The sequence below is a fragment of the Streptomyces sp. AK08-02 genome, from assembly GCF_033795085.1.
Taxonomy (GTDB): Bacteria; Actinomycetota; Actinomycetes; order Streptomycetales; family Streptomycetaceae; genus Streptomyces; species Streptomyces echiniscabiei.
The window spans coordinates 179,742-205,245 of the sequence record NZ_JARAZV010000012.1 but is presented as its reverse complement, the minus strand read 5'-3'; the positions used below and the strand labels follow the sequence as shown (position 1 = coordinate 205,245).

Below are 25,504 nucleotides of genomic sequence, written 5' to 3'. Positions count from 1 at the left end.
CGATCAGCTAGCGCGCGGCCACTGCTGGTTCGCTGCACAGAGCCGGTCCACCTCGGTGGACCGGCTTTTTGCCGTACCCGTGGAGCGGATTCCCGCTAGCCACGGAACCGCCAGCCGTGGTCCACCGGTCCGATCCCGCCGCCCAGCGCGAACCCGGCCGCGACAGCCCCGGTGACGTACTCCTTCGCCTTCGCCACCGCCTCCGGTACCGACTCGCCCTTCGCCAGCCCCGACGCGATGGCCGACGCCAGTGTGCAGCCCGTGCCGTGCGTGTGCCGGTTGTCGTGGCGCGGGGCACGCAGCCAGTGCTCCTCGGATCCGTCCGTGAGCAGGTCCACGGCCTCCCCGGGCAGATGCCCGCCCTTGATCAGCGCCCATTGCGGCCCATAGGCCAGCACGGCCGCCGCGGCCTCGCGCAACTGTCCCTCCGACTCGACGCGTACGCCCGTGAGCTGTGCCACCTCGTCGAGGTTCGGGGTCGCCACGGTCGCCGCCGGCAGCAGCAGTGTCCGTACGGAATCCAGCGCGGACGCGGCGAGCAGCGGGTCCCCGTGTTTGGAGACGCCCACCGGGTCGACGACCGTCGGCACGCCCGTCCCGGCGATCAACTCGGCGACCGCCTCGACCAGTTCGGCCGAGGCGAGCATCCCCGTCTTCACCGCCTGTACGCCGATGTCGTCGACGACGCTGCGGTACTGGGCCCGCACCGCCTCCACCGGCAGTTCCCAGGCACCCTGTACACCCAGGGAGTTCTGCGCCGTGACGGCCGTGAGCACGCTCATGCCGTGCACGCCGAGCGCCAGCATCGTCTTCAGGTCGGCCTGGATCCCGGCGCCGCCGCCTGAGTCGGAGCCCGCGACCGTGAGGACGCGCGGAAGCACGGTCACGACTCGATGTCCGCGAAGTGGTCCCAGCCGCCCTTGCTGGTCCACGGCGCCCCGTCGACCGTCACCTGGGGCAGCGCGGAGGGGTTGAGGACCTCGCCGATCACCTTCCAGCGGGCGGGCAGCTTCACGTCGGGCGGGAAGGTCGCCACGATCGCGTGGTCCTCGCCGCCGGTGAGCACCCACTGCATGGCGTCGACGCCGACCGCCTGCCCGATGTCGTTCATCTGGGACGGGATGTCGATCGCGCCCGACCGGATGTCGATCCGGACCTTGCTGGCCTCCGCGATGTGCCCGAGGTCGGCGATCAGGCCGTCGCTCACGTCGCACATCGCGGTCGCGCCGAGGCCGGCCGCCGCCGGGCCCGCGTGGTAGGGCGGTTCGGGACGGCGATGGGCCTCCACGAAGGCGCGCGGCGAGCGGAAGCCGCGCGAGAGCACCGCGTGCCCGGCCGCCGACCAGCCCAGCCAACCCGTCACGGCGACGACGTCACCGGGCTGCGCGCCGCTCCGGACGACCGGCTCGTGGTTGCGCAGATCGCCGAGCGCGGTGATGGAGACCATGATCGTGTCCCCTCGTACGACATCGCCGCCGACCACGGCCGCGCCCGCGACCTGCGCCTCGTCACGTAGACCGTCCATCAGTTCGACGGGCCAGGTGACCGGAAGGTCGGCGGGGACGACCAGCCCGAGCAGCAGAGCGGTCGGTACGGCGCCCATGGCGGCGATGTCCGCCAGGTTCTGTGCGGCTGCCTTGCGGCCCACGTCGTACGCGGTGGACCAGTCACGGCGGAAGTGCCGCCCTTCCAGGAGGATGTCGGTGCTCGCCACGACCCTGCGGTCGGGCGCGGCGACCACGGCGGCGTCGTCGCCGGGGCCTACCCGGACCGCCGGGGTGGTGGTGAGCCGGGAGGTGAGCTCCCTGATGAGCCCGAACTCCCCCAGTTCGCCCACAGTGCCCTTCATAGTCGTACGTCCCCTTCTGGTGCTGTCCCCGTTGCTGCCCTTGCCCGATCGCGAGACCGCGCGGGTCTCTGTACGGTCGAGGTGACCGTCAACCTGTGCTGCGTGTGCGCCCCGGCTCGGGTGTCCCGTCGCCGCAGGTCTCCCCGTGGTGCACGGCGACGCGATACCGTGGCGTTCCTTTTCCCCACATGATCCTCGTGGCCGCCCTGGAGGTTCCGTGGTACAGGCGTACATCCTGATCCAGACCGAGGTCGGTAAGGCGTCGACCGTCGCCGAGACGATCAGCAAGATCCCGGGGGTGACCCAGGCCGAGGACGTGACAGGACCGTACGACGTGATTGTCCGCGCCCAGGCCGACACCGTGGACGACCTCGGCCGCATGGTGGTCGCGAAGGTCCAGCAAGTGGACGGCATCACCCGCACCCTGACCTGCCCGGTGGTGCACTTGTAGCCCCCGTCTACCCTGTGCCGGTGAACTTGTTCCGCCACCGGCCGCTCGCTCTGCCCGCGCTTGCCCTGTTGATCGTCGTCACGGGTTGCTCCTCAGCAGACGACAGCGCCGCGGTCACGGTTCCCGAGCCGGACGGGAAGGCCACGAAGCTGTGCCGGAACCTGGACAAGGCGCTGCCGGCGAAGGTGGACGGCCAGAGCCGCGACGACCCCGAGCCCCGGTCCGCACTGACCGCGGGCTGGGGCAGCCCGGCGATCATACTGCGCTGCGGTGTCGTACGGCCGCCCAAGATGACCGATCCTCGGGTCTCCACCGGTGCGGATCCGGATGCGGTGGGGGGTGAGGTGAACGGAGTTGGCTGGCTCATGGAGAAGCGGGACGACGGGTCGTCCCGCTTCACCACGTCCTCGCGGCTCGCCTATGTGGAGGTGACCGTTCCGTCGGGTCGGGACACCTCGGGGGCGCTCGTTGATCTGGCTGCCGCCATTAAGAAGACGGTGCCTGAGGGGATTGCCGACTAGGCGCCGTAGGGGGTCTGTCGCGTTGTCGAGTACCGGTTCGCCGTGGCTGGTCGCGCAGTTCCCCGCGCCCCTTCAGGGCGCTCTACCTCAGGCCCGTTGAACGACGCAGCGCTGCCTGCACCAGGCTGTCCACCAGCTCGGGATAGCCGACGCCCGTCGCCTCCCACATCCTCGGGTACATGGAGATCGGGGTGAAGCCGGGCATCGTGTTGATCTCGTTGATGACGAACTCGCCGTCCTCGGTGAGGAAGAAGTCCGCGCGGACGAGGCCCTCGCAGGACGCCGCGTCGAAGGCCTCGATCGCGAGGCGACGGACCTCTGCGGTCTGCTCCTCGGTGAGGGGGGCCGGGACGATGCCGTCGGCCGAGTCGATGTACTTGGCCTCGAAGTCGTAGAAGGCGTGCGCCTGTACGGGCGGGATCTCGGCCGGTACGGAGGCACGCGGGCCGTCCTCGAACTCCAGTACCCCGCACTCGATCTCGCGTCCGCGCAGCGCGGCCTCGACGATGATCTTCGGGTCGTGGCGCTGGGCCTCGGCGATCGCCTCGTCGAGGCCGCTCAGCTCGTCCACCTTGGTGATGCCGAACGACGATCCCGCGCGCGCGGGCTTCACGAACAGCGGCCAGCCGTGCTCGCCGGCGAAGTCGATGATCTTCTTGCGGGCCGCCGACTCGTCGCGCTCCCACTCACGCGGGCGAATCACCACGTAGGGGCCCACCTTGAGGCCGAACGAGGTGAACACCCGCTTCATGTACTCCTTGTCCTGGCCGACGGCCGAGGCGAGCACACCCGCGCCGACGTACGGGACGCCGGACAGCTCCAGCAGGCCCTGGAGGGTGCCGTCCTCGCCGTACGGGCCGTGCAGCACGGGGAAGACGACGTCCACCTCGCCGAGGGCCTTGGGCACCGATCCCGGTTCGCTGTAGACGACTTCGCGGTTCGCGGGGTCGACGGGGAGGACCACGCCGCCCTCGCTCGACTCGGCGAGATCGTCGACGTTCGGCGCCTTGCGGTCGACGATCGCCATGCGCTCCGGTTCGTCCGCGGTGAGCGCCCAGCGGCCGTCCTGGGTGATGCCGATCGGCAGGACGTCGTACTTCGTCCGGTCGATGGCACGCAGCACGGCGCCGGCGGTGACCACGGAGATCCCGTGTTCGGAGCTGCGACCGCCGAAGACGACGGCCACGCGCGGCTTGCGGGACGGCTGCTCGGGGCTCTGGGGCAGGTTCTCGGTGCTCATATCGGGTTGAGGGTACCCGGTGGTAGGGCGCTGAGTCAGCGCCCGCAGACCCCTGTTGCTCAGCGTCGTTCGGGCTTGGCGCTGCGCGACATCAGTTCCTTGAGGGCCACGACGGGCGGCTTGCCCTCGTGCACGATGCTGACGACCGTCTCCGTGATCGGCATGTCGACGCCGTGCCTGCGGGCCAGATCCAGCACGCTCTCGCAGGACTTGACGCCCTCGGCGGTCTGCTTGGTGACCGCAATGGTCTCCTGGAGGGTCATTCCCCTGCCGAGGTTGGTGCCGAAGGTGTGGTTGCGGGAGAGCGGCGAGGAGCAGGTCGCGACCAGGTCGCCCAGGCCCGCCAGGCCCGCGAAAGTGAGCGGGTCGGCGCCCATCGCGAGGCCGAGGCGGGCGGTCTCGGCGAGGCCGCGCGTGATGAGCGAGCCCTTCGTGTTGTCGCCGAGGCCCATGCCGTCGGCGATACCGACCGCCAGACCGATCACGTTCTTGACCGCGCCGCCGAGTTCGCAGCCGACGACGTCGGTGTTGGTGTAGGGGCGGAAGTACGGCGTGTGGCAGACGGTCTGGAGGCGCTGGGCCACGGCGTCGTCCGTACAGGCGACCACGGCGGCGGCCGGCATCCGGGCGGCGATCTCCTTGGCGAGGTTGGGACCCGTGACGACCGCGATGCGGTCCTGGCCCACCTTGGCGACGTCGTCGATGACTTCGCTCATCCGCATCGCGGAGCCGAGTTCGACGCCCTTCATGAGGGAGACGAGGATCGTGTCGGGGGCGAGCAGCGGCGTCCACTCGGCGAGGTTCCCGCGCAGGGTCTGCGAGGGGATGCTGAGTATCGTGAAGTCGGCGTCGCGGGCGGCCTCGGCGGGGTCCGTGGTGGCGCGGAGGTTCTCCGGGAGTTCGACGCCCGGGAAGTAGTCGGGGTTCGTCCGCGTGGAGTTGATCGCCTCGGCGAGTTCGGGGCGGCGGGCCCACAGGGTCACCTCGCAGCCGGCGTCGGCGAGCACCATGCCGAAGGCGGTGCCCCATGATCCAGCGCTGAACACCGCCGCCTTGACCCGCTCGCTCACTTGCCCTGCCCCTCTTCCTGAACTTCCCGTGCTTCCGCTGCTTCTTGCACCGGTGCCTGTCGTACGGCGGCCGTCCGCGACCGGGATGCTTCACCGGCCGCCTCGGCCGTGGCGGCCCTGGCCTGCGCGTCCAACGCGTCCTGCGCCTCTTCCTCGGCCGTGCGGCGGCGCTGCTCGATCCGCTCCCGGCGCGGGTCGTACGGCGTCGCGGGCGCCTTCCCGCCGCGGATGACCTCCAGCTGGCGGGTGACGGCGGCCATGATGACCTCCGTCGCCTCCTTCAGGAGGTCGGGGCTCATTTCCCTGTCGTAGAACCGCGTCAGGTCCACGGGCGGGCCCGCGAGGACGTGGTGGGTCTTGCGCGGAAGGACGTTGACCTTCTTGGAGTACGGCGGGAGCAGTTCGTTCGCTCCCCACTGGGCCACCGGGATCACCGGGCACTTGGTCTGCAGGGCGACCCGGGCGGCACCGGTCTTGCCGGTCATGGGCCACTGGTCCGGGTCCCGGGTGATGGTGCCCTCGGGGTAGAAGACGACGCATTCGCCGCGTTCCACGGCGTCGATCGCGGCACGGAAGGCGCTCAGCGCGTCGGTGGTCTCGCGGTAGACGGGGATCTGTCCGGTGCCGCGCATCATGACACCGCTGAATCCCTTCTTGAAAAGCCCGCTCTTCGCCAGAAAACGCGGAACCCGACCACTGTTGTACTGGTAGTGACCGTAGGCGAAGGGGTCCGCATGCGAATTGTGGTTCACCGCGGTGATAAATCCACCGGCCGCCGGAATGTGCTCCATTCCACGCCAGTCCCGCTTGATGAGAAGCACGAGCGGCGGTTTGCAGATGACCGCAGCGAGGCGGTACCAGAAGCCGATTCTGCGGCTGGGCACGCGGACACCTTCCTCTAAGGCCTGGACCAGGACCTCTGCCGGTGACCTGGGGGCCGCACAAGTGTCGCCCCGGGCTTCCGGTCTGTCGAGAACACCGTACGCCCCGGTACCGACACCGCCGGATGGGCTTTGATGACAGCCAGGTGACAATGGTTGCCGCAGGAAGAGCGCCGGGTGAGTGACCGGGTGGGCGAGGGAGGGACGGAACGCTCGTGCAGTGGACGGTGGTCATACCCCTCAAACCCCTGGCGCGGGCCAAGAGCAGGCTCGCGGACACCGCCCGCGACGGCCTCCGCCCGGGTCTCGCTCTCGCCTTCGCACAGGACACGGTGGCAGCGGTGCTCGCCTGCGTGGCGGTGCGCGATGTGGCGGTAGTCACGAACGACGCCCTGGCCGCCCGTGAACTGGCGGCCCTGGGAGCCGCGATCGTCTCCGACGAGCCCCTGGGCGGCCTGAACGCCGCTCTGACGCACGCAGCGGCGGCCGTACGGACTCGGCGGCCCGACAGCCCCGTGGCGGCCCTGAACGCCGATCTGCCGGCGTTGCGCCCCCTGGAACTGGCCCGCGTCCTGGACGCCGCCGCCGAATTCCCGCGCGCTTTCCTCGCGGACGCGGCGACCGTAGGCACCACTCTGCTGACCGCCCGCCCCGGTCAGGAATTGCTCCCGCGTTTCGGTCCGCGTTCCCGAGTCCGCCACCACGAGTCCGGCGCCGTGGAACTCGGCCTCACCTCGGTGAATTCCGTACGCCAGGACGTGGACACCGGCGACGATCTACGGGCGGCGCTCGCCCTCGGGGTGGGGACACGGACGGCGACCGCCGTCGAGGGGCTGTTGATCGCGGGCCAGTAGGCTGCCGCCATGCAGGCGACCGCGTACACGTACGACGCCGGGACACGCAGCGGCAGTGTGCTGCTCGACGACGGCACCCCCGTTCCCTTCGACGCCCCCGCGTTCGACGCGGGCGGGCTGAGGCTGCTGCGACCCGGACAGCGGGTGCGCATCGAGGTCGAGGAGCCCGAGCCGACGACCGAGGCGGGGAACATCCCCCGGATCACGCTCATCACCCTGCAGACGTTCTGAAGCTCCGGACACGCCGCGGGCCGGACTCCCTCGGGGAGTCCGGCCCGGCGCGTGAGTGCCCTCGCACCTCTACTTGCTGCGAGCGGTGGCCTTCTTGGCGGTGGTGGTGGTGCGAGCCGCCGACTTGCGGGCCGGAGCCTTCGTCGCCGTCGCCTTCTTGGCCGCCGGGGCCTTCTTCGCGGCGGTCTTCTTCGCCGTGGCCGTGGTCTTCTTGGCCGCCGCGGTCTTCGCGGTGGTCTTCTTGGCGGTGGCCTTCTTCGCCGTCGCCGTCGCCGTGGTCTTCTTCGCCGGCGTCGCCTTCTTCGCCACGGTCTTCTTCGCGGCCGTCGCCCTCTTGGCGGTGGTGGCCTTCTTCGCCGCGGCCTTCTTGACCGTTGCTGCGGCACCGCCGCCGGTCAGGCTGCCCTTGGGCGCCTTCTTGACCGCGACCTCGCCACCACGGGGGAGCTTCTTCGAGCCGCTCACCAGGTCCTTGAAGCCCTGGCCCGCACGGAAGCGGGGGACGGAGGTCTTCTTGACCCGAACCCGCTCACCCGTCTGCGGGTTGCGGGCGTAACGGGCCGGACGGTCGACCTTCTCGAACGAACCGAAGCCCGTGACCGAGACCCGGTCCCCGCTGACGGTCGCGCGGACGATGGCGTCCAGGACCGCGTCGACCGCCTCGGCGGCCTGCTGACGGCCACCGACCTTGTCCGCAATGGCTTCTACGAGCTGCGCCTTGTTCACGTCTTCCCCTTCGGAGACATTGCCAGAACGAAAGTGTTCAAGCTTTTTCGCACGTTAGGCAGATATATACCGCAAATCAAACACGAAACGGGCTAATCACCCTTGTGCCGCAACGAACTCGGGCTGTCATGGAGTTCCTCAGTGGTCCTCGTCGGGGAATCGACCCTCGTCGAGGTCCGCCGTGAAGCGTTCCAGCCGCCTTGTCGCGTCGGCGAGATCGTGCTTGGCCGCGGCCGTAATGACCAGCAGCTTCCGGGTCAGCGCCATCCGTACGCCCTCCGGGACTTGCAGTGCGCGCACTGTTGTGTGCGCTTCCTTGAGTTGGGCCGCGACCGCCGTGTAGAGCTCGAGTTGGCCGTCGTGTTCCATGCACAGATTGTGCCATCTGGGGCGAGTTGTCGCCTGCCCAGGGGGCAACTGCTGCCTCAAACGGCCTTCCGTGCTCAGTCGGGAGCTGTGTTGTCAAGGCCCGGGTACCCCATCAACACCCTTTCTAACATGGGAAGTTGAGGAGCTCTGGTGCAGTGCGTGAGGGAGCCCGGAGGCAGAAACAGCTGTACCCCCAATCGTGGCGATCGGGGGTACAGACGGGGTGTTGCAGTGGCCGAAACTCTACTTGCGAAGGGCGTTGCGGCTCAGACCTTGAGCGTCCACGGCTTGTGCGAGGGCCGCTTCGCCTCGTACGCCGAGATCTCGCCCTCGTTCTGCAGGGTGATGGAGATGTCGTCCAGCCCGTTCAGCAGCCGCCAACGGGCGTTCTCGTCGAGCTCGAAGGCCGCGGTGATGCCCTCGGCGCGCACCTCGCGGGCCTCCAGGTCGACCGTGATCTCGGTCTCCGGGTCGTTCTCCGTCAGCTCCTGGAGCGCGTCCACGATCTTCTGCTCCAGAACCACCGTGAGCAGGCCGTTCTTGAGCGAGTTGCCGCGGAAGATGTCGGCGAAGCGTGACGAGATGACGGTCTTGAAGCCGTAGTTCTGCAGCGCCCAGACCGCGTGCTCGCGCGAGGAGCCCGTACCGAAGTCGGGGCCGGCGACCAGGACCGTGGCGCCCTTGCGCTCGGGCCGGTTGAGGACGAAGTTCTCGTCCTTGCGCCAGGCCTCGAACAGCCCGTCCTCGAACCCGTCCCGCGTGACCTTCTTGAGCCAGTGAGCAGGGATGATCTGGTCGGTGTCGACGTTGCTGCGGCGCAGCGGGACGGCCCGGCCGGTGTGCGTGGTGAATGCTTCCATGGCTGATCAGACTCCAGCGGGCGTACGGGTGTCGGCGTCGGACAGGTCGGCCGGGGAGGCCAGGTGGCCCAGTACGGCCGTCGCGGCGGCGACCTGCGGCGACACCAGGTGCGTACGGCCGCCCTTGCCCTGCCTGCCCTCGAAGTTGCGGTTGGAGGTGGACGCGGAGCGCTCACCGGGGGCCAGCTGGTCGGGGTTCATGCCCAGGCACATCGAGCAGCCCGCGTGCCGCCATTCGGCGCCGGCCTCCTTGAAGACCACGTCCAGGCCCTCGGAGACGGCCTGCAGACCGACCCGGACCGAGCCGGGGACGACCAGCATCCGTACGCCGTCGGCGACTTTGCGGCCCCCGACGATCTCGGCGGCGGCGCGCAGGTCCTCGATGCGGCCGTTGGTGCAGGAACCTACGAAGACGGTGTCCACCTTGATGGAGCGCAGCGACTGTCCGGCCTCCAACCCCATGTATTCCAGGGCCTTTTCGGCGGCGAGGCGCTCCGAAGCGTCTTCGTACGAAGCGGGGTCGGGGACGTCCGCCGAAAGCGGTGCGCCCTGACCGGGGTTGGTGCCCCAGGTGACGAACGGCGACAGGGCGGCGCCGTCGATGACGACCTCCGCGTCGAATTCCGCGTCGTCGTCGGTGCGCAGCGTCTTCCAGTACTCCACCGCCGCGTCCCAGTCCGCGTCGGCGGGGGCGTGCGGGCGGCCCTTGAGGTACTCGAAGGTGGTCTCGTCGGGGGCGATCATGCCCGCGCGGGCGCCGGCCTCGATCGACATGTTGCAGATGGTCATCCGGGCCTCCATCGAGAGCTTCTCGATGGCGGAGCCGCGGTACTCCAGGATGTAGCCCTGGCCGCCGCCCGTACCGATCTTCGCGATGATCGCGAGGATCAGGTCCTTGGCGGTGACGCCGTCGGGCAGTTCGCCCTCGACCGTGATGGCCATGGTCCTGGGACGGGCCAGCGGCAGCGTCTGGGTGGCCAGCACATGCTCGACCTGCGAGGTGCCGATGCCGAACGCCAGCGCGCCGAAAGCGCCGTGCGTGGAGGTGTGGGAGTCACCGCAGACCACGGTGGTGCCCGGCTGGGTCAGGCCCAGCTGCGGTCCCACGACGTGGACGACACCCTGCTCGACGTCACCCAGCGGGTGCAGCCGCACACCGAAGTCGGCGCAGTTCTTGCGCAGCGTCTCCAGCTGGACCCGGGAGACCGGGTCGGCGATGGGCTTGTCGATGTCGAGGGTCGGGGTGTTGTGATCCTCGGTGGCGATGGTGAGGTCGAGGCGCCGCACCTTGCGGCCGGCCTGCCGCAGCCCGTCGAAGGCCTGCGGGCTGGTCACCTCGTGCAGCAGATGCAAGTCGATGAAGAGGAGGTCGGGCTCGCCCTCGGCGCGCCGGACGACGTGGTCGTCCCAGACCTTCTCCGCGAGTGTCCTACCCATCGCTTTCCCTCCGGCCGGCCGGTGCGGGCGCCGGCCCATCTAGATAGAGATCTTGTGGAGGCGTCCGCCCGTACCCCTTGTCCGGGCATCCGCCGCCGGGCCCGTTGGTCGGCGGGCCGCTGTGTCTTCCAGAGTGGCGCGTTCCACCGGAAAATGAACTTGCGTTTCACAGAGTGAGACGCGAGTATCGTTTCATGGACAACAGTAGCGGCGTCGGCGTTCTGGACAAGGCAGCCCTTGTCCTGAGCGCTCTGGAGTCCGGTCCGGCCACCCTCGCGGGTCTGGTCGCGGCGACCGGACTCGCACGACCCACGGCACATCGTCTCGCCGTGGCCTTGGAACACCACCGCATGGTGGCGCGAGACATGCAGGGCCGTTTCATTCTCGGCCCCAGGCTGGCGGAACTGGCGGCGGCAGCCGGCGAGGACCGTCTGCTCGCGACCGCCGGCCCGGTGCTCACCCACCTCCGCGACCTGACGGGCGAGAGCGCGCAGCTCTACCGCCGCCAGGGCGACATGCGTATCTGCGTCGCGGCGGCCGAGCGCCTCTCGGGCCTCAGGGACACGGTCCCGGTCGGCTCGACGCTCACGATGAAGGCGGGCTCGTCGGCCCAGATCCTGATGGCGTGGGAGGAGCCGGAGCGTCTGCACCGCGGCCTCCAGGGCGCCCGCTTCACGGCGACAGCGCTCTCGGGCGTACGACGCCGGGGCTGGGCCCAGTCGATCGGTGAGCGTGAACCGGGCGTCGCCTCGGTCTCCGCGCCGGTCCGGGGCCCGTCGAACCGCGTGGTGGCGGCCGTCTCGGTCTCCGGCCCCATCGAGCGCCTGACCCGTCACCCCGGTCGTATGCACGCCCAGGCGGTCATCGACGCGGCCGGCCGTCTCTCGGAGGCCCTGCGCCGCACGGGCTGACCACAAGGACGTACGCCCTCGGGAAACCGGCAGGCCTCAACGCCGCGGCGGGCCGGTTCCCGAGGGCACTTCCATGTCCGGGGCTTCTCCGGCGGTACCTCTACGACGCCGACCGGTGACGGAACCGTGCTTCGCCGGAGCGCCCCCGCTTCTCCACGGGCAGCACCCCGTGCGCCGCCGCCAGCCCGAACGCCGGCATGTCGGCGTAGATCGACTCGTACGACCCCTCGGGCACGACATAGGTCTCGTGCCACAACCCCACGTGCTGCCGCACCTTCCCCTCCCGCTCCTTGCGGTTGAGGGCGCCCCACGCCTTGTGGTGGAACATGTCGGGCGCCGCGGCGTACGCGTACAGCTTCTCCTTGGACTCCCAGTACTGGACGACGTAGTACGTCCGTGGCGACGCCGTCAGCAGCACGTGCTTGAGCAGCCCGCGCGAGGGATCCCCGGCCAGCTCCCGCAGCATCCGAGGCATGGCCGTGAGCACCGGGAACCAGTGGTGCACGGCCCAGAAGTGGTTGATGCGCATCCCGATGAGCAGCACGACGACATCTCCCTCAGCGGCCGCTGTCGTCCGGCCGGCGTTGGGCTTCGCGAACATGACGCCTCCCCCTGGGGCGGTGGACCCCCGTTGGCTAGCGGCGCTATCCGACCACCGCGTGCTTGGATCGTGCCGTTGTCCGACGAAAGGCGCAAGACATGCGGCTGGCGGAGCTGAGCGAGCGCAGCGGTGTCTCCACCGCGACCATCAAGTACTACCTGCGCGAAGGCCTGTTGGCGCCCGGCCGGCCGATCAACACGACGACCGCGGAGTACGACGAGGGACATCTGCGCCGGCTGCGACTGGTGCGCGCGATGATCCAGGTGGGCCGCATCCCGGTGGCCACCGCCCGTGAGGTGCTCGGCCACGTCGACGACGAGTCCCTGGGCCGTACGATCCGCCTGGGCGCGGCCCTGTGGGCGTTGCCGCAGGGTGCCGAGCCGGACGAGGAGGACCCGGCCGTGGTCGCTGCCCGCCGGGAGGTGGACCGGCTGCTGGTGAGCCTCGGCTGGGAGACCGCGCGCGAACTGAGCCCCCTCTCCCCCGTGCACCGCTCGCTGGTGACCGCGGTGGCCGCGCTGATCCGGCTGGGGTACTCCTGGGACGCCGAACTGATGGCGCCGTACGCGGAGTTGATGCACCAGGTGGCGAGACGGGACCTGGACTATCTGGAGACGCACGCGTCGGACGCGGAGCGGGTCGAGACGGCGGTCGCGGCGACCGTGCTCTTCGAACCGGTGCTCACGGCACTGCACCGGCTGGCGCAGGAGGAGGAGTCGGCGCGGCGCTACGGGCTGTAGGAACGTCCGCCCGGGCATCTGGCCGGACGTGGCCGCACATGCAGAGTGGCCCCCCGCCGAAGCGGAGGGCCACTGTGCACTGACGTACCCCCGACCGGATTCGAACCGGCGCTACTGCCGTGAGAGGGCAGCGTGCTAGGCCGCTACACAACGGGGGCGAGGATCCTGCAGGCGTTCAAACCACATTGCCGCAGATCCGAGCTGGTCTACCTGGACTCGAACCAAGAATGACGGTACCAGAAACCGTAGTGTTGCCAATTACACCATAGACCAAGGCGATTCAAGGTAAAGCGTACCCCCGACCGGATTCGAACCGGCGCTACTGCCGTGAGAGGGCAGCGTGCTAGGCCGCTACACAACGGGGGCCCTAGCGATCCTGCATGAGAGTCAGAGGGTGCGACCCGAACTGACCCTCCGGGAAGGATCTGTACCCCCGACCGGATTCGAACCGGCGCTACTGCCGTGAGAGGGCAGCGTGCTAGGCCGCTACACAACGGGGGCTTGTGTGGAGCTGGTCTCCACGGGTGCAGATTTGAAGCAATCTGCGAGCTGGCCTACCTGGACTCGAACCAAGACTAACGGAACCAGAAACCGTCGTGCTGCCAATTACACCATAGGCCACTGGAACGCGAGCCCCTGCGGAGCTTCTGTTCTAGCTTGCGCCTCCGGTTCCCGGCCTTTCGGCCCGCTCTCCGGCGGCGCAGGAAGAACATTACCCGAAGGTGGACGGCGCTCCAAAACGGGTATCGGCGCCGAGGATCGCGGGCAGTTCGGCGAGGGAGGCGATCCGGTGCGGGCCGGCGGCGGCCCGCTCGGCGGCTCCGAGGCCGCCGCGGTCGATCCACACGGAGAGCATTCCGGCGTCGGCCGCGCCCCGTCCGTCGATCTCCGGATGATCACCGACGTACGCCACCTGCTCCGGAGACAGGCCCAGGGCGTCGCAGGCGGCGTGGAATGCCTGGACGTCCGGTTTGTGGACGCCCAGCTCGGCCGCGCACAGAACGGCCTCGAAGCGGTCGCGTACGCCGAGGACGCGCAGCTTGCGGTCCTGCACGAGGAGGCTGGAGTTGGAGAGCACCCCGTGCCGGTGGCTGGCGGCGAGCAGGTCGAGGACGGGCAGCACGTCCGGGAAGAGCGCCCAGGCGGCCTCGTAGTGCCCGATGTAGCGGTCGAACCAGGCGTCGGCCCGGGCGTCGGTCAGCTCCTCGCCCAGGAACACCCGTACACGGTCCCGGCGCTGCCCCTGGAAGTCGGTCTCCCCCGCAGCGAACCGCGCCCACTGCCGGTCGGTGACCTCCCGCCAGCGCAGAAGGGCCTCGTCGACGGTCCCGTACCCGTCGAGCAGGCCCTCTGCCACGAGCTGTTCCCGCATGCCGGCGCGGTCGGCCGTGGTGTAGTCGAAGAGGGTGTCGTCGATGTCCCAGACCACGGCTCGGATCGTCATGCCGTCCACGGTACCGACCGAGCGGCCGGGGCCGGAGGGTGGCGGAGTCGCGGGGACCCCGCCACCGTCCGTCAGCCGACCGTCGTGGTTCCGGTGAGGTTCAGGGCCGGGCCCTGGGCGTCGTCCGGTTGGGCGGTCAGTTTCCAGGTGTAGGTGCCGGAGGCGCGGCGGCCGTCGGACCACAGGCCGTCCCAGGATGCGCGCACCGCGGCCGCCGTGGTGCTGCCGGTGAGCGTGCGGACCGTCGTTCCCGCGCTGTTGGCCAGGGTCAGGGTCCAGGTCGCGGGCTTGTTGAGCTGCCAGACCGGCAGCCAGGGGGACCCGGTGGTGGGGCCGCCCGGCCGGGGGTCCGTCTGGGCCTCCAGCTGTGCGAGCGACGACGCCGGGACCCCGCTGTCCACGAGCGCCACCTGGCCGTAGGTGGAGGTGAGGTAGGCGATGTCGCCGCCGAACCGGTCCACGGCCCAACGGCCGTTGCTGCCCCCGGTGTTCTGGTCCGCCGTGGGCAGGGAGGCCACGATGCGGGTGGTCGCCGCGCCGGTGTGGAAGTCGGTGAGCAGCAGTTGGTGGGCGGTGCGGTTCTCGCGCAGGAGATAGCCGTCGGCCAGACGGGCCGGCGCCTGGTCGGAGGGGACCGGGATGTTGCGGTTGGTCGCCCGGTCGTAGACGCCGGCGGGTCCCGCGGTGCCGCAGGTCCAGTACAGCCAGGTGTTGACGGCCTGGATGTCGGTCGGGGTGCAGGGCGCGCCGGTCGCGAGGGTGGCCACGGTCTGCTGGGTCTTGAGGTGGGTGCCGACGACCGTCCCCTGGGTGCTGCCGGTCGTCCACAGGACCTGGCCCCAGACGGCCGCGGGCGTGCGGGTGCGGGTCAGCGCGGTCGTGCCGGCGGTGGCGGCGCGCGGGAAGTCGAAGACCTGCTGTACGCCGGGGGTGCCGCCGTTGTAGAGGACGTAGCGGCCGGTGCCGCTCGGGATGCGGCCCGCGGAGTCTCCCGTGCGCACGCTGGTGATCGTGACGGTGTCCAGGCCGACCACCGTCATCGACTGCTCGCCGTCCGCCGTGCTCCACAGGGAGGCGACCCGGCCGTCGCCAAGCGCCTCCAGCTGGGGGCAGGCGGCGTCGCCGGGCAGGCAGGTCACCTGGCTCAGTGCCGGGCCGCGCTTCGTCTGCCCGCCGACCGGCTCGGCCGAGGGGTCCAGTTGGAAGCTGTTGTAGCGGTAGGAGCCGAGTCCCCCGGGGGTACCTCCGTACAGCATCAACTCGCCGCCGGCGAGGGCGAGTCCGTCCACCCGGGTCGAATAGGCGGGGATGTTGACGACCTTCTCGGTGGCCGTCCGGCCGTCTTCGGTGGGGGTGACGCGGTGGACGTTCCAGTCGAGGCTCGACGGCCCGGCCGTGGCGAGCGCGCCGCCGTCCGGGGTCGGGGCGAAGTTGCCGGACGACTCGGCGAGGACGGTGTAGGTCGCGCCGCTGACGAGTGAGCGGGCGGTCAGTGCGGGCTTGGTGCCGCCCAGGACGAAGTCCGGGTTGCCGATGAGGAGTTGGTCACCGACGACGGCTTCGAGCTCGGCGCCCCACCTGGTGAGAGCGGTGGGCTCGGTGCCGGGCTCGGCGTCGACGCGTATGGACTCCCAGTCGGCCACCAGCCAGCGGTCGTTGAAGCGGACCGGGGGGCTGGTCGCCACGCCGGTGACATAGGTGCGGAAGGTGCCGTCCGCGAGGTCGACGAGGCCCACGGAGGTCACCCCGTCCAGGGTGTAGACGACCGCGATGCGGCGGACCGAGCCGCCCTTGACGTAGGTGGTCGGTTCGGCGCCCGCGGGGAGGCCGGTGACCGGTACATCGCTGGTGGTGCCGTCCGCGGCGGCGCGCAGGACGTGCAGGGTGCCGGCGGTGTCGAGGGTCAGCACGCTCCAGCCGGGGGCGGACCTGACGCTCTGCCCGGCCGGGATGGTGAAGGTGGCGGTCACGCCCGTGGAGCGGTGCTTCTGCGTGACGGTGGAGCCGCTGAACGTGGTGATGACGTCGGTGCCGCTGGCCAGGTCGTCCGGGCCCGCGTGGTCGGGCGGGACGGTGCCCGGGTAGTCGACCGACAGGACGGGATCGGTGCCGGTCGACGTGTACTGGAAGCCGGACGAGCCGACCCACCGGTAGGCGACGGTGGCCGGCTTCTCGGAGGCCAGCCGGACGGTGCCGACCGGCGGATCGACGGCGGGCGCCGCCTGTGCGGGCACGGTCAGTGCGGCGCAGGACAGCGCCACCGCTCCGCCGAGTACAGCGTTGGCAAGTCTTCGTGAACGGCTCATCTTTCCTCGTCTGTGAATCCTGCGCCGGAGTGCGTACGCACGTCATGCGCACAGACCCTCCCCGGGAGCGGAGAGTTGCACGGAGGGACCGGCTCCGTTTGGGCGGAAGCTGCGGGAAGCCGGGGAACGAGTGCCGGGCCGGGCATGCGGGAGGGCGGCGCCCGGATCGGACGCCGCCCTCCCAAGTGCCTTGGCTACGCGGCCAGTCGGGCCAGTGCCGCGTCGATCCGCGCCAGCGTCTTCTCCTTGCCCAGGATTTCCAGGGACTCGAAGAGGGGCAGGCCGATGGTGCGGCCGGTGACGGCGACGCGGACCGGGGCCTGGGCCTTGCCGAGCTTGAGGCCGTGGGCCTCGCCGGCGGCCAGGACGGCTTCCTTGAGGGAATCGGCGGAGGACCAGTCGGCGGCCTCCAGCTTCTCCCTCGCCGTGATCAGCAGCGCGTCGCTGCCCTCCTTCATCGCCTTCGCCCAGGAGGCCTCGTCGGAGGCGGGCTCGGGCAGGAAGAGGAAGTCGACGTTGTCGGTGATCTCGGAGAGGACCTTGAGGCGGGTCTGGGCGTGCGGGGCGATCGCCTGCCACTTCGCCTCGTCGAAGTCCTCCGGCGCCCAGGGGGCGAAGGGGGCCGCGAGCCAGGGGGCGCAGCGCTCCGTGAAGTCCTTCACGTCCAGCATCCTGATGTGGTCGGCGTTGATCGCCTCGCACTTCTTCAGGTCGAAGCGGGCCGGATTGGGGTTCACGTCCGACACGTCGAAGGCGGCGACCATCTCCTCGATGCTGAAGATGTCCTGGTCGGCCGAGAGCGACCAGCCCAGCAGGGAGAGGTAGTTGAGGAGGCCCTCGGGGAGGAAGCCGCGCTCCCGGTAGAGGTTCAGCGACGACTCCGGGTCGCGCTTCGAGAGCTTCTTGTTGCCCTCGCCCATCACGTACGGCAGGTGGCCGAAGGAGGGGATCGACTTCGCGATGCCCAGTTCGGTCAGCGCCTTGTACAGGGCGATCTGGCGGGGCGTGGACGACAGCAGGTCCTCGCCGCGCAGGACGTGCGTGATCTCCATCAGCGCGTCGTCGACCGGGTTGACCAGCGTGTACAGGGGTGCGCCGTTGGCCCGGACGATGCCGTAGTCCGGGACGTTCTCCGGGGTGAAGGTCAGTTCGCCGCGGACCAGGTCCGTGAAGGTGATCGTCTCGTCGGGCATGCGGAAACGGACGATCGGCGTGCGGCCCTCGGCGGTGTACGCCGACACCTGCTCGTCGGTCAGTGCGCGGCAGTGGCCGTCGTAGCCGGAGGGCCTGCCGGCCGCGCGGGCGGCGTCGCGGCGGGCGTCCAGCTCCTCGGTGGAGCAGTAGCAGTAGTAGGCGTGGCCCGCTTCGAGGAGCTTGGCGGCCACGTCCTTGTAGATGTCCATGCGCTGCGACTGGCGGTACGGGGCGTGCGGGCCGCCGATCTCCGGGCCCTCGTCCCAGTCGAAGCCCAGCCAGCGCAGCGAGGCCAGCAGCTGCTCGTACGACTCCTCGGAGTCGCGGGCCGCGTCGGTGTCCTCGATGCGGAAGACGAACGTGCCGCCGGTGTGGCGTGCGTACGCCCAGTTGAACAGGGCCGTACGGACCAGGCCCACGTGGGGGTTACCGGTGGGCGACGGGCAGAACCGTACTCGGACGGCGGGGGCGGGTGCGCTAGCCACGCTTGACAACCTTGTTGGTGAGAGTGCCGATGCCTTCGATGGTGACGGCGACCTCGTCGCCGACGGTGAGCGGTCCGACGCCTGCCGGGGTGCCCGTGAGGATCACGTCGCCGGGGAGCAGCGTCATGGCCTCGGTGATGTTGACGATCAGGTCCTCGATGGAGTGGATCATCTCGCTGGTGCGGCCCAGTTGACGTTGCTCGCCGTTGACCGTGAGCTGGATGGTGAGGTCGGACGGGTCGAGGTCCGTCTCGATCCAGGGGCCGAGGGGGCAGCTGGTGTCGAAGCCCTTGGCCCGCGCCCACTGCTTCTCGCGCTTCTGGACGTCCCGCGCGGTGATGTCGTTGGCGCAGGTGTAGCCGAGGATGACGTCCTTGACGCGCTCACGCGGGACCTCGCGGCACATCCGGCCGATGACCACGGCGAGTTCGGCCTCGTGGTGCAGCTCCTCGGAGAAGGAGGGGTACTGGATGTCGTCGCCGGAGCCGATCACCGAGGTGGACGGTTTGAAGAAGGCGAACGGGGCGTCGGGCACCTCGTTGCCGAGTTCCCTCGCGTGTTCCGCGTAGTTGCGGCCGTAGGCGACGACCTTGTTGGGCAGCACCGGCGGCAGCAGCCGGACCTTGTCGAGGGGGACCTTCGTGCCGGAGAGCTCGAAGTCGGCGAACGGGATGCCCTTGATGATGTCGAGGACTAGTTCGTCCGGCCTGTCGCCCTCGACAGCGCCGAAGGCGACGTTCCCGTCGATGGAGAATCTGGCGATGCGCACGGGATTCCTGCGCCCCTTCGCTGGTCCGGCTGGAGTCTGACGGTCCAGGCTAACGCGCCGCGGGCGGGCGCCTCGCGCAATAAACGCGAGGGCGCCCATGACCTTCGTACGGCCGGGAACCGGGTACGCGGGGCAGAGGCGCCCTTGACAGGCTGACATTCATGACATCCGCCCTGAGTGACCGGGCGGTGCTCGCGCGTACTACTCCGCGACGGAGGCCGCGACCGGGGCGTCCATGAGGATGGTGCGACGGGGGTTGGCGGTCTGCGTGGGGAGGTCTACGGAGTGCTCCGGCTGCTCGACGGGCGTCAGCTCGTCGGCGTCCGTCAGGTGCGCCAGCGTCGTGCGCCGCGGGTTTGCGATGTTGCGGAACATCGTCGTCGTCTTCACTGTTGTAGTCCTCGACCCTGTCGTGTCCGGGCGCTCGGCGGGGCGGGAAGCCGCCGTCCGCGCGCGGGTTGTCGGATTTGCCATCTCTGTAAAGCGTCAGGCTAAACATGCGATTCCCTGGGGAAGTCACGGAGACCCCTTGAACAGCGTGTGAGTTTGCTCACGAATCAGTGGGCAAACCGGTCAATTCCGGCTCCCGGCCCACCTCCACGAAACGGACATTGCTTTACTGAAGCCCTCATTCCGCTCCTGATCATGGCGACCTGGACACCCCGACAATCCATGCGACTCGTGGAATTTCGTCCGGTATGTAACGAATCGCTTTCTACGCCTCGTGACACAGCGCTCACGAGGCGTCATCGTCGTCACACCGTGACCCATTGGCCTTGTTGGAGATCCGGCACTGTGTTGGAATTCCACGGACCGCCGCGGGACACGAGCAGGCGCACAGGGGGCGCGAAGCAGCGCCGAGCGGCGGCACGTGAGAGGGGAACCGCGCCAGGTCACTCACGACCACCATGAGGGGCGTTTTTCAGGGCGCCTCTTATACGCCGACACCGTCCGTCCGTTCACGCGGAAGGGCGCCTGGTCCAGAGGTTGCGACGCTAGTGCAGGGACGTTTCAAGAGGGATGGCAGCGCTTCGGCGGAGCCGGAGCCACACAACGGAGCCGGTAACGGTTCCTCCCCCCAGCACGCCCAGAACGCGGGCCAGGCAGCTCTGACCGGCGACAACGGCGAACGCTCGGCACGCCTTGGCAGTGGTGCGCCCGGCGGCAAGGGCGCGGTCACCGGCTCTACCGCCGCCACACCGCCCGCGAAGCCCGCCAAGGGCCCGAACGGCCCCGGAGCGCGAATAGCGCTCCGGAACTGGCGTATCTCGACCCGTCTGGTCTCGCTGCTCGCGCTCCCCGTGGTGGCGGCGACCTCGCTGGGCGCCCTGCGCATCAGCGACAACATGGACGACATCCAGCAGCTCGACAACATGCGGCTGCTGACCGACATCACCAAGCAGGCCACCGAGCTCTCCGCCGCGCTCCAGGAAGAGCGCGACCAGTCGGCCGGTCCGCTCGCGCACGGCCAGTCGGCGAACGACTACAGCGTCAAGGGCGTACGCGACAAGACCGACCGCGCCCTGGCCAACTTCCTCGACGGCTCGGAGGAGATCGACTCCGCCAGCCGCAGCGGCAACCTGGAAGGTGTTCGCGAGAGTCTCGTCGGTCTCGTCGCTCAGCTGACCGACATCAGTGAGATCCGCAGCAACGCCTACGAGGACAAGCAGAACTCGACACAGACCGTCGAGTCCTATCACCGGCTCGTCACCCAGCTGCTCGAACTCTCCCAGGACATGGCCGAGGCGACCAGCAACCCCGAGATGATCACGCGCACGCGCGCCCTGGCCGCCTTCTCCTCGGCCAAGGAATACGCGTCCGTCCAGCGCGCGGTCATCGCCGCGGCGCTGCCCGAGGACAACAAGTCGGCCGGTCGGCTGTCGGAGAACGACCGGCTCTACGCCGAGTCGGCGCTGAGCAGCCAGGACTCCGACCTCGACAGCTTCATCAGCATCTACGGCAACGGCGCGGAGGACCTCCTCAAGCCGATCGACGACGGCAGCCCGACGATCACGGCGGCCGACCTCTACGCCAAGCGCGTCCTGACGAGCAAGGACGGCCTCCAGACGCAGCAGCGGCGCTCCTACAAGGACTGGGTCGACGCCGACTCGTCGAAGATCCAGCAGATGAAGACCATCGAGATCACGCTGCTCAGCGAGATGGAGCAGAAGGCTCGTGAGCTGCGCAACGAGGCCGAGCGGGAAGCGATCATCTCGGGTGCGCTGATCCTTCTCGTGCTCGGTGTCTCGCTGGTCGGCGCCTTCGTCGTCGCCCGGTCCATGATCCGCTCGCTGCGCCGGCTCCAGGACACGGCGACCAAGGTCGCCCAGGACCGGCTGCCCGAGCTGGTCAAGCAGCTGTCCGAGTCCGACCCCCAGGACGTCGACACGTCCGTCGAGTCCGTCGGTGTGCACTCCCGGGACGAGATCGGCCAGGTGGCCGCGGCCTTCGACGACGTGCACCGCGAGGCCGTCCGGCTCGCCGCCGAGCAGGCCCTCCTTCGAGGCAACGTCAACGCGATGTTCACCAACCTCTCGCGCCGTTCCCAGGGCCTCATCCAGCGTCAGCTGTCGCTCATCTCCGAACTGGAGTCCCGCGAGGCCGACCCGGACCAGCTGTCCTCCCTCTTCAAGCTCGACCACCTCGCGACCCGTATGCGCCGGAACGGCGAGAACCTTCTCGTCCTCGCCGGTGAGGAGCCCGGCCGTCGCTGGACCCGCCCGGTCCCGCTGGTCGACGTGCTGCGTGCCGCCGCCTCCGAGGTGGAGCAGTACGAGCGCATCGAGCTCTCCTCGGTCCCGACCACCGAGGTCGCCGGCCGAGTGGTCAACGACCTCGTGCACCTGCTCGCCGAGCTGCTGGAGAACGCCACGTCGTTCTCCTCCCCGCAGACCAAGGTCAAGGTCACGGGTCACGCGCTGCCCGACGGCCGCGTCCTGATCGAGATCCACGACACCGGCATCGGCCTCTCGCCCGAGGACCTCGCGGCGATCAACGAGCGGCTCGCCGCACCGCCCACCGTGGACGTGTCTGTCTCCCGCCGCATGGGTCTGTTCGTGGTCGGCCGCCTCTCGCAGCGTCACGGCATCCGTATCCAGCTGCGTCCGTCCGACTCCGGTGGGACGACCGCGCTGGTCATGCTCCCCGTCGATGTCGCCCAGGGCGGCAAGAAGCCCGCTCCGGGCAAGGCCGGCCAGGGCGGTGCCCCCGCGGGCGGTCCCGCCGCCGCGCAGGCCGCCGCCGGTGTGGCCGCGGCTCGCCGGGGCGGTGGCCAGGGCGCTCCCGCCGGTGGCGGGCTCCTCGGCGCCGGTGCCGCGCCGCGCGGTCAGGTCGGTTCGGGCCAGGGTGCGCGCGCCGCGCTGCCCGGCCGCGACGCGGGCGGTCGCCCGGGGGGATCGGGCGGAGCGCCCCGTGGACCGCAGGGTCCGGGTGCCCCTCAGCAGAACAGCAGGCCGGCTCCCGCGGGCGCGGGCGGCTTCGGCGGCCAGGCGCCGGGTGCTCCGCAGGGCCTCCAGGCCGCGGGCGGCTTCGGTGACGGCTCCGGCGCACGTCAGGGCCAGGACGCCTTCGGCAACAGCACCGGACAGCAGGACGCGTTCGGCGGTTCGCGCGGCCCCGTACCCCCGCAGCGCGCGGAGGGACAGGGCGGCGGGCGTCGTCCGCAGCTTCCGCCGCGTGGCGGTGCGCGTCCGGAGCTGCCCGGCGGCAACGCGCCGTCGCGTCCGAGCTGGAGCGACGAGAACGCGCAGCCCCCGGTGCCGCGTGCCTCGCTGGACACCCCGCGCGGTCACGAGGAGCCGGACTCCACCTCACGGATGCCGCGCATCGACGACCGGCACGGCCCGGCCTCGACGTCGGAGCTGCCCGCGGTTCCGCGGCTGGACAGTCTCCAGAACCCGGCCGCCACCTCCGAGTTCGCCCGCCCCGACTACAACGCCCCTCGTCCCGGCGGCCCTTCGGACACCGGTCAGTTCCCGCTGCCCGGCTACAACGGCTCCGGTGACGGCAACAGCAACGGCCAGCAGAACAACGGCTCGTACGTCCGCTCGGACGTCTTCGGCACCCCGCCCGGCGGACAGCAGAACCCGCAGGGCAACGGGCAGTTCACGCCGTCGTCCTACGACAACGGCTCCACGGGCCAGTTCCCCGCGCCGACCGGATACACCTCCGGCTCGACCGGCCAGTTCCCCGCACCCTCCGGCTTCGACGGCCGGGGCCCGGTGCCGCGCCGTCAGCAGGACGCCTCGTCGACCGGCCAGTTCGAGCGTCCGCAGCCGGGCGCCGGGCGTGGTCCTGCCGACTTCGGCGGCCCCCGCCCGCCGGTCCCGCCGCAGCCGGAGGCCCTGCCCCCGGCCAGCGGTCCCGGTGACGGACGGACGCCGCTGTACGACACCCTGGAGACCAACTGGTTCCACGGGCAAGGACAGCAGGGGCAGTCGCAGGGCGGTCGGCCGCAGGCCAACGGCACCAGCAACGGCGCCAGCAGCAGCAACGGCAACGGCACCAACGGTTCGGCGCTCTCGCAGCCGTCCTCCGTGCCGGCTCCCCCGCGTCCGGTGGCCGCGCCGGCCGCGACCGGCTCCTGGCGTACCTCGCCGAACGACGAGCTGGTCCGGCAGGCCGAGCGCGTCCGCCAGCCGGCCGCCGGTGGCGTCACGACTTCCGGCCTTCCGCGCCGGGTCCCGCGTGCGAACCTCGTACCGGGTACGGCTCAGCAGCAACAGCACCAAAGCGGTCCGGCGGTCTCGCGTGCGCCCGATGACGTGCGCGGCCGGCTGACCAATCTCCGTAGGGGCATCGCCCAGGGTCGGCAGGCCGGTACCGGCTCCGACCAGACGGGCAGCTTCCCCAGCCCCACTCACCAGCAGGAGCGTTAGTTGAGCCAGATGAGCCAGGCGGCACAGAACCTCAACTGGTTGATAACCAACTTCGTGGACAACACCCCAGGTGTGTCCCACACAGTCGTCGTGTCCGCCGACGGCCTCCTTCTGGCCATGTCGGAGGGCTTCCCACGGGACCGCGCCGACCAGCTCGCCGCCGTCGCCTCCGGGCTCACGTCGCTCACCGCGGGTGCCTCGCGCATCTTCGAGGGCGGCACGGTGGCTCAGACGGTCGTCGAGATGGAGCGGGGCTTCCTCTTCCTCATGTCCGTCTCGGACGGATCGTCCCTGGCGGTCCTCTCCCACCCGGACTGCGACATCGGCCTTGTCGGCTACGAGATGGCGCTCCTGGTCGACCGGGCGGGCGCGGTGCTCACCCCTGACCTGCGTGCCGAACTACAGGGCAGTCTGCTCCACTGACCGCTCAGCATCCACCCGTCTCACCAAAACACCGTCCGGCCGCCACATCTCCCCCACCGGCCCTGTCAGACGGCACGACTGACCGACGCTGTCCCGCCCGGAGGATTCATGACCCCGCCCACCGCCTCTCATGATCCGTACGCTCATACGTACGAGGATGAGGGCGACCAGCCGCTGGTAAGGCCCTACGCCATGACCGGTGGCCGGACCCGGCCGCGCTACCAGCTCGCCATCGAGGCGCTGATCAGCACGACGGCCGATCCGGCCCAGCTGATGGGACTCCTGCCGGAGCACCAGCGCATCTGCCACCTCTGCCGTGAGGTCAAGTCGGTGGCAGAGGTGTCGGCACTCCTGGCCATGCCCCTCGGTGTGGCCCGCATCCTCGTCGCGGACCTCGCCGAGGCCGGACTGGTCGCCATCCACCAGCCGGGCGGCGACGAGAACAACGGCGGTGCACCAGCGGTGACACTGCTCGAAAGGGTGCTCAGTGGACTTCGCAAGCTCTGACGGCGGGGGCCGGGCGACCACCTCCGCGAAGATCGTGGTCGCGGGTGGGTTCGGCGTGGGCAAGACCACGTTCGTGGGCGCCGTCTCGGAGATCAACCCGCTGCGTACCGAGGCCGTCATGACGTCGGCCTCGGCGGGTATCGACGACCTCACCCACACCGGGGACAAGACCACCACCACGGTGGCCATGGACTTCGGCCGTATCACCCTGGACCAGGACCTGATCCTGTACCTCTTCGGTACGCCGGGTCAGGACCGCTTCTGGTTCATGTGGGACGACCTGGTGCGCGGCGCGATCGGCGCCGTGGTCCTGGTCGACACCCGCCGGCTCGCGGACTGTTTTCCCGCGGTCGACTACTTCGAGAACAGCGGCCTGCCCTTCGTCATCGCCCTCAACGGCTTCGACGGGCACCAGCCGTACAACCCCGAAGAGGTGCGCGAGGCGCTCCAGATCGGCCCGGACGCCCCGATCATCACGACGGACGCCCGTCACCGCTCGGATGCGAAGAGTGCGCTGATCACCCTGGTCGAGCATGCGCTCATGGCGCGTCTTCGGTAACCAAATCAACGATGCCCTACGGCAGTTGTCGTAGATACACCGGAGCCGACTGTGGCCTTTGACACGGTCGGCCTCGGCGTTCATAACGTTTCGACAGAGATATCTGGTGGTATGGACACGCGTCGCGGTCGCGTGGTCTCGCTGTGCTCACCTTGGCCCCGCCTTTTGGCGGGGCTCGTTCTTTATGACCGTTTTATCT

25 protein-coding genes and 5 tRNA genes are annotated in these 25,504 nt (G+C 69.9%); 10 read left to right on the top strand and 20 right to left on the bottom strand.

Going from position 1 to position 25,504, the window contains the following annotated elements:
* Positions 1 to 95 precede the first annotated feature (95 nt).
* Both thiD and PV734_RS25645 read right to left on the bottom strand, forming a co-directional pair.
* The gene (gene thiD, locus PV734_RS25650) at positions 96 to 881 is read right to left on the bottom strand and encodes a bifunctional hydroxymethylpyrimidine kinase/phosphomethylpyrimidine kinase (RefSeq protein ID WP_319095237.1); all 786 of its coding nucleotides are present in this window, start codon (positions 879 to 881) and stop codon (positions 96 to 98) included.
* 2 nt (positions 882 to 883) lie between these two features.
* Complete coding sequence (locus PV734_RS25645; RefSeq protein ID WP_319095082.1) at positions 884 to 1,849, bottom strand: thiamine-phosphate kinase; 966 nt, start codon at positions 1,847 to 1,849, stop codon at positions 884 to 886.
* 217 nt (positions 1,850 to 2,066) lie between these two features.
* Here PV734_RS25645 and PV734_RS25640 point away from each other — a divergent pair, with 217 nt between their 5' ends.
* Positions 2,067 to 2,300 (top strand): Lrp/AsnC family transcriptional regulator, encoded by a 234-nt coding sequence (locus PV734_RS25640; protein WP_006376792.1) that lies wholly within the window; start codon positions 2,067 to 2,069, stop codon positions 2,298 to 2,300.
* Positions 2,301 to 2,320: 20 nt separating this feature from the next.
* Positions 2,321 to 2,821: a DUF3515 domain-containing protein gene (locus PV734_RS25635; protein WP_319095081.1), complete on the top strand. Its 501-nt coding sequence runs from the start codon at positions 2,321 to 2,323 to the stop codon at positions 2,819 to 2,821.
* Positions 2,822 to 2,903: 82 nt separating this feature from the next.
* Here PV734_RS25635 and PV734_RS25630 read toward each other — a convergent pair whose 3' ends face one another.
* The 3 genes from PV734_RS25630 to PV734_RS25620 are packed head-to-tail and all read right to left on the bottom strand — an operon-like array spanning position 2,904 to position 6,015.
* Positions 2,904 to 4,061, bottom strand: a complete 1,158-nt coding sequence (locus PV734_RS25630; protein WP_319095080.1) for a D-alanine--D-alanine ligase family protein — start codon at positions 4,059 to 4,061, stop codon at positions 2,904 to 2,906.
* A gap of 59 nt (positions 4,062 to 4,120) precedes the next feature.
* Complete coding sequence (locus PV734_RS25625) at positions 4,121 to 5,131, bottom strand: NAD(P)H-dependent glycerol-3-phosphate dehydrogenase (protein WP_319095079.1); 1,011 nt, start codon at positions 5,129 to 5,131, stop codon at positions 4,121 to 4,123.
* Complete coding sequence (locus PV734_RS25620; RefSeq protein WP_319095078.1) at positions 5,128 to 6,015, bottom strand: lysophospholipid acyltransferase family protein; 888 nt, start codon at positions 6,013 to 6,015, stop codon at positions 5,128 to 5,130. The genes PV734_RS25625 and PV734_RS25620 overlap by 4 nt, the downstream gene beginning before the upstream one ends.
* Before the next feature lie 212 nt (positions 6,016 to 6,227).
* On the opposite strand from PV734_RS25620, the gene cofC reads away from it, so the two are divergent.
* Together cofC and PV734_RS25610 are read left to right on the top strand one after the other, a co-directional pair.
* Positions 6,228 to 6,866 carry a 2-phospho-L-lactate guanylyltransferase gene (cofC, locus tag PV734_RS25615; RefSeq protein ID WP_319095077.1) on the top strand — a complete coding sequence of 213 codons (639 nt, stop codon included), beginning with the start codon at positions 6,228 to 6,230 and terminating at the stop codon, positions 6,864 to 6,866.
* A 9-nt stretch (positions 6,867 to 6,875) separates the two neighbouring features.
* Positions 6,876 to 7,097: a hypothetical protein gene (locus PV734_RS25610; protein WP_319292087.1), complete on the top strand. Its 222-nt coding sequence runs from the start codon at positions 6,876 to 6,878 to the stop codon at positions 7,095 to 7,097.
* 69 nt (positions 7,098 to 7,166) lie between these two features.
* On the opposite strand, the gene PV734_RS25605 is transcribed toward PV734_RS25610, so the two are convergent.
* The 4 genes from PV734_RS25605 to leuC all read right to left on the bottom strand — a co-directional run bounded on the left by PV734_RS25605 (position 7,167) and on the right by leuC (position 10,489).
* Complete coding sequence (locus PV734_RS25605) at positions 7,167 to 7,823, bottom strand: HU family DNA-binding protein (RefSeq protein ID WP_319095075.1); 657 nt, start codon at positions 7,821 to 7,823, stop codon at positions 7,167 to 7,169.
* Positions 7,824 to 7,961: 138 nt separating this feature from the next.
* Positions 7,962 to 8,192: a hypothetical protein gene (locus PV734_RS25600; RefSeq protein WP_044474126.1), complete on the bottom strand. Its 231-nt coding sequence runs from the start codon at positions 8,190 to 8,192 to the stop codon at positions 7,962 to 7,964.
* A 266-nt stretch (positions 8,193 to 8,458) separates the two neighbouring features.
* A complete protein-coding gene (gene leuD, locus PV734_RS25595; protein ID WP_006383664.1) occupies positions 8,459 to 9,052 on the bottom strand; it encodes a 3-isopropylmalate dehydratase small subunit in 594 nt (197 codons plus the stop codon).
* Between the two features lie 6 nt (positions 9,053 to 9,058).
* Positions 9,059 to 10,489, bottom strand: coding sequence for a 3-isopropylmalate dehydratase large subunit (gene leuC / locus PV734_RS25590; protein WP_319095074.1), 1,431 nt, complete (start codon positions 10,487 to 10,489; stop codon positions 9,059 to 9,061).
* Between the two features lie 194 nt (positions 10,490 to 10,683).
* Between leuC and ndgR the strand changes: the two genes are divergently transcribed.
* Positions 10,684 to 11,400: an IclR family transcriptional regulator NdgR gene (gene ndgR, locus PV734_RS25585; RefSeq protein WP_006383662.1), complete on the top strand. Its 717-nt coding sequence runs from the start codon at positions 10,684 to 10,686 to the stop codon at positions 11,398 to 11,400.
* Between the two features lie 100 nt (positions 11,401 to 11,500).
* On the opposite strand, the gene PV734_RS25580 is transcribed toward ndgR, so the two are convergent.
* A complete protein-coding gene (locus PV734_RS25580; protein ID WP_319095073.1) occupies positions 11,501 to 12,001 on the bottom strand; it encodes a DUF4188 domain-containing protein in 501 nt (166 codons plus the stop codon).
* 98 nt (positions 12,002 to 12,099) lie between these two features.
* On the opposite strand from PV734_RS25580, the gene PV734_RS25575 reads away from it, so the two are divergent.
* The gene (locus PV734_RS25575; protein ID WP_319095072.1) at positions 12,100 to 12,741 is read left to right on the top strand and encodes a MerR family transcriptional regulator; all 642 of its coding nucleotides are present in this window, start codon (positions 12,100 to 12,102) and stop codon (positions 12,739 to 12,741) included.
* An 85-nt stretch (positions 12,742 to 12,826) separates the two neighbouring features.
* On the opposite strand, the gene PV734_RS25570 is transcribed toward PV734_RS25575, so the two are convergent.
* The 10 genes from PV734_RS25570 to PV734_RS25525 form a co-directional block, all read right to left on the bottom strand.
* Positions 12,827 to 12,899: transfer RNA gene (locus PV734_RS25570), tRNA-Glu, on the bottom strand.
* Positions 12,900 to 12,942: 43 nt separating this feature from the next.
* A tRNA-Gln gene (locus tag PV734_RS25565) sits at positions 12,943 to 13,014 on the bottom strand.
* 20 nt (positions 13,015 to 13,034) lie between these two features.
* Positions 13,035 to 13,107 (bottom strand) — tRNA-Glu (locus PV734_RS25560).
* 62 nt (positions 13,108 to 13,169) lie between these two features.
* Positions 13,170 to 13,242 (bottom strand) — tRNA-Glu (locus tag PV734_RS25555).
* Between the two features lie 48 nt (positions 13,243 to 13,290).
* A tRNA-Gln gene (locus PV734_RS25550) sits at positions 13,291 to 13,362 on the bottom strand.
* Between the two features lie 91 nt (positions 13,363 to 13,453).
* The gene (locus PV734_RS25545) at positions 13,454 to 14,185 is read right to left on the bottom strand and encodes an HAD family hydrolase (RefSeq protein WP_319095071.1); all 732 of its coding nucleotides are present in this window, start codon (positions 14,183 to 14,185) and stop codon (positions 13,454 to 13,456) included.
* A 71-nt stretch (positions 14,186 to 14,256) separates the two neighbouring features.
* Entirely contained in the window at positions 14,257 to 16,491 is a 2,235-nt protein-coding gene (locus tag PV734_RS25540) for a FlgD immunoglobulin-like domain containing protein (protein WP_319292084.1), read from the bottom strand.
* 194 nt (positions 16,492 to 16,685) lie between these two features.
* The gene (gene gltX, locus PV734_RS25535; RefSeq protein WP_319292081.1) at positions 16,686 to 18,170 is read right to left on the bottom strand and encodes a glutamate--tRNA ligase; all 1,485 of its coding nucleotides are present in this window, start codon (positions 18,168 to 18,170) and stop codon (positions 16,686 to 16,688) included.
* Positions 18,163 to 18,939 carry a fumarylacetoacetate hydrolase family protein gene (locus PV734_RS25530; RefSeq protein WP_319095068.1) on the bottom strand — a complete coding sequence of 259 codons (777 nt, stop codon included), beginning with the start codon at positions 18,937 to 18,939 and terminating at the stop codon, positions 18,163 to 18,165. The genes gltX and PV734_RS25530 overlap by 8 nt, the downstream gene beginning before the upstream one ends.
* 201 nt (positions 18,940 to 19,140) lie before the next feature.
* Positions 19,141 to 19,329 carry a hypothetical protein gene (locus PV734_RS25525; RefSeq protein ID WP_006379594.1) on the bottom strand — a complete coding sequence of 63 codons (189 nt, stop codon included), beginning with the start codon at positions 19,327 to 19,329 and terminating at the stop codon, positions 19,141 to 19,143.
* A 608-nt stretch (positions 19,330 to 19,937) separates the two neighbouring features.
* On the opposite strand from PV734_RS25525, the gene PV734_RS25520 reads away from it, so the two are divergent.
* From PV734_RS25520 to PV734_RS25505, 4 genes are all read left to right on the top strand, one after another.
* Positions 19,938 to 23,816: a nitrate- and nitrite sensing domain-containing protein gene (locus PV734_RS25520; RefSeq protein ID WP_319292079.1), complete on the top strand. Its 3,879-nt coding sequence runs from the start codon at positions 19,938 to 19,940 to the stop codon at positions 23,814 to 23,816.
* 9 nt (positions 23,817 to 23,825) lie between these two features.
* Entirely contained in the window at positions 23,826 to 24,239 is a 414-nt protein-coding gene (locus tag PV734_RS25515) for a roadblock/LC7 domain-containing protein (RefSeq protein WP_044471908.1), read from the top strand.
* 108 nt (positions 24,240 to 24,347) lie between these two features.
* A complete protein-coding gene (locus tag PV734_RS25510) occupies positions 24,348 to 24,746 on the top strand; it encodes a DUF742 domain-containing protein (protein WP_006375303.1) in 399 nt (132 codons plus the stop codon).
* The gene (locus PV734_RS25505; RefSeq protein ID WP_319095066.1) at positions 24,727 to 25,305 is read left to right on the top strand and encodes a GTP-binding protein; all 579 of its coding nucleotides are present in this window, start codon (positions 24,727 to 24,729) and stop codon (positions 25,303 to 25,305) included. The genes PV734_RS25510 and PV734_RS25505 overlap by 20 nt, the downstream gene beginning before the upstream one ends.
* Positions 25,306 to 25,504 lie beyond the last annotated feature (199 nt).

Excerpts from the sequence above, each read along its gene's own strand:
- PV734_RS25645 (WP_319095082.1), bottom strand. The coding sequence starts at position 1,849 with ATGAAGGGCACTGTGGGCGAACTGGGGGAGTTCGGGCTCATCAGGGAG.
- PV734_RS25630 (WP_319095080.1), bottom strand. The coding sequence starts at position 4,061 with ATGAGCACCGAGAACCTGCCCCAGAGCCCCGAGCAGCCGTCCCGCAAG.
- PV734_RS25610 (WP_319292087.1), top strand. The coding sequence starts at position 6,876 with ATGCAGGCGACCGCGTACACGTACGACGCCGGGACACGCAGCGGCAGT.
- PV734_RS25600 (WP_044474126.1), bottom strand. The coding sequence starts at position 8,192 with ATGGAACACGACGGCCAACTCGAGCTCTACACGGCGGTCGCGGCCCAA.
- leuD (WP_006383664.1), bottom strand. The coding sequence starts at position 9,052 with ATGGAAGCATTCACCACGCACACCGGCCGGGCCGTCCCGCTGCGCCGC.
- leuC (WP_319095074.1), bottom strand. The coding sequence starts at position 10,489 with ATGGGTAGGACACTCGCGGAGAAGGTCTGGGACGACCACGTCGTCCGG.
- ndgR (WP_006383662.1), top strand. The coding sequence starts at position 10,684 with ATGGACAACAGTAGCGGCGTCGGCGTTCTGGACAAGGCAGCCCTTGTC.
- PV734_RS25580 (WP_319095073.1), bottom strand. The coding sequence starts at position 12,001 with ATGTTCGCGAAGCCCAACGCCGGCCGGACGACAGCGGCCGCTGAGGGA.
- PV734_RS25575 (WP_319095072.1), top strand. The coding sequence starts at position 12,100 with ATGCGGCTGGCGGAGCTGAGCGAGCGCAGCGGTGTCTCCACCGCGACC.
- PV734_RS25545 (WP_319095071.1), bottom strand. The coding sequence starts at position 14,185 with ATGACGATCCGAGCCGTGGTCTGGGACATCGACGACACCCTCTTCGAC.
- PV734_RS25540 (WP_319292084.1), bottom strand. The coding sequence starts at position 16,491 with ATGAGCCGTTCACGAAGACTTGCCAACGCTGTACTCGGCGGAGCGGTG.
- PV734_RS25515 (WP_044471908.1), top strand. The coding sequence starts at position 23,826 with ATGAGCCAGGCGGCACAGAACCTCAACTGGTTGATAACCAACTTCGTG.
- PV734_RS25510 (WP_006375303.1), top strand. The coding sequence starts at position 24,348 with ATGACCCCGCCCACCGCCTCTCATGATCCGTACGCTCATACGTACGAG.